We start from the raw sequence: 2,050 nt of genomic DNA, 5'->3' as shown, positions 1-2,050 counted from the left end.
AGCAGCATACAGGTGAAGCCCAACACACGGCCTTCCCTGCGCAGTGGTTTGACGGCTTATGCCGTGCTCTCCCGGGAGCCGAGTTCGTTCTGGATAGCTTACTTACGCTTCCGGCGACATGGCGCACTATGCTCGGATTTGCCGCTGGCCCAAATCGGTCGCGAAGGACCAAGAGGTGACACTGCGCGGCCCCTGAAGCAATGCCCCAGTGGAAGACCGGGGACAGTATGGCTGCAGCGTGGTATCATTCCCACTGGTAGGCAGCTCTCTCGGGAGAGGCACATGCCAGCCACAATCGGACGGCGGACCATCACTTGGCCAGTGACCGCGCGGGCGCAGCAACCTATGCCAGTGATCGGTGTGCGTAGCTTTAGCGTGGGGAAAGCACGCATTCTGATGATGCATTTCGTCAAGGTCCTGATGGAAGTCCGCCACCTCGAAAATCAGAATGTCATCATAGAATGGCGTTGGGCAGAAGGCTATTACGACCGCTTACCGGAGGCGGAGGCGACCTAGTCTATCGGGCAGAGAGGAGAGCGTCGTGGCGGGCATCAGTCGGCGAGGACTATTCAAGGTTTCCGGCGCTGGTCTTATGGAGGCTAGGTTCGGCGGCCTCGCAGCGATCCTAGCTTCGGGAGGCGCGCCCGCCTACGCGCAGGCGACGACCATCCATTGGCTTCGTGGATCCAGTTTCGTGCCGGCGTCGGACGTTCTTTTAAAAGGTGAAATCACGAGAGAATGTCAGAAGGCGCTTGGGATCAAACTCACAGTCGAAACGATCAACCCGAATGACATCCAGGCGCGCATCACTTCCTCGATCCAGTCAAGATCGGGCCCCGACATAGTAAACGTCGTTAATAATTGGGCGCATTTGTATTCCGAGAGCTTGGCCGAAGTCGACGACGTGGCGGAGGAACTTGGCAACTCTCAAGGCGGCTTTTACGAGACCTCTCGCTTAGCTGCATACGACGGTAAGCGCTGGCTCGCCGTTCCTTTCAACATCACCGGCATTCAAATAGCCTACCGGAAATCGTGGTTTACCGAGGCCGGTTATGCGAAATTCCCAGAAACGTGGGAGCAGTATCGCGAAGCCGGCAAAAAGCTCAAGGCTAAGGGCCGTCCCATTGGTCAGACGCTCGGTCACACCTTCGCTGACGCGCCGAATTTTTTCTATCCATATCTCTGGTCTTGGGGTGGCAAGGAGGTCGAGCCGGACGGCAAGACGATCGTGCTCAATAGCAGGGAGACGGTCGAGGCTGTCAAGTTCATGGCGGCGTTCTGGAAGGACGCCCACGAGGAAGGCGGACTTGCCTGGGACGACACGAGCAACAACCGCGCCTTCTTGGCTGGCACAATCTGCGCGACCAATAACGGCGCTTCCATTTACCTTGAAGCTTTACGCAAACCGGATGCGTATCAGACCGAGGCCGGCGACCCGATCAAGGACGACATCCTTCACGCCCCGCTACCGGCAGGTCCAGCTGGGCAGTTCAGCTTCCATATCCCTACGTCTAACATCGTTCTGCGTTATTCGAACAATCAGAAGCCGGCCAAAGAGTTCATCCGCTGGATGAGTTCCAAACCGATCTTTGAAAAGTACTTCGTTACGCTACAGGGCTTCAGTGTCGGCCCCACGACTGATTGGGAGAAGCATCCGCTGTGGGACAAGGATCCGGTCATGCTTCCGTTCCGGTCGGCGGCACGGACTGGGCGGCTAATGGGCTATGCGGGGCCATCCAGCCGTCAGGCTGCGGAGGTGCTGACCAAGCACATCATCGTGGATATGTTCGCGAAGGCCGTGCAAGGCATGCCAGCCGAAGCTGCAGTGAAGTGGGCCGAAGCTGAATGCCTGAAAGCATATGCCTAGCCCTTGACTACACCGCTGACCTGAAATGCCCGCTTCTGGCCATCGCGTCATTTCGCAGCGACGCGGAATTTGGTCGCTATCGGGGGCGGGTTCAACGGATCGCCGCAACACATTTTGCGAACTTCTCAGCCGGGGTTTGAAAGAGCAAGGTCTTTCGTGGCCTTTCATTGAGCTGCCTGGCGA

At 57.7% G+C, this 2,050-nt stretch carries 2 protein-coding genes; both read left to right on the top strand.

The window, feature by feature from the left end:
* Positions 1 to 282 precede the first annotated feature (282 nt).
* Positions 283 to 516, top strand: a complete 234-nt coding sequence (locus tag AC630_RS45045; protein ID WP_143198760.1) for a hypothetical protein — start codon at positions 283 to 285, stop codon at positions 514 to 516.
* Between the two features lie 25 nt (positions 517 to 541).
* Positions 542 to 1,867, top strand: coding sequence for an ABC transporter substrate-binding protein (locus AC630_RS41835; RefSeq protein ID WP_167561393.1), 1,326 nt, complete (start codon positions 542 to 544; stop codon positions 1,865 to 1,867).
* The last annotated feature ends 183 nt before the right edge of the window (positions 1,868 to 2,050 follow it).

The sequence above is a fragment of the Bradyrhizobium sp. AS23.2 genome (assembly GCF_001908185.1).
Classification (GTDB): Bacteria; Pseudomonadota; Alphaproteobacteria; order Rhizobiales; family Xanthobacteraceae; genus Bradyrhizobium.
The sequence above is the reverse complement of the archived record's forward strand: the minus strand, read 5'-3'. Positions and strand labels throughout refer to the sequence as shown.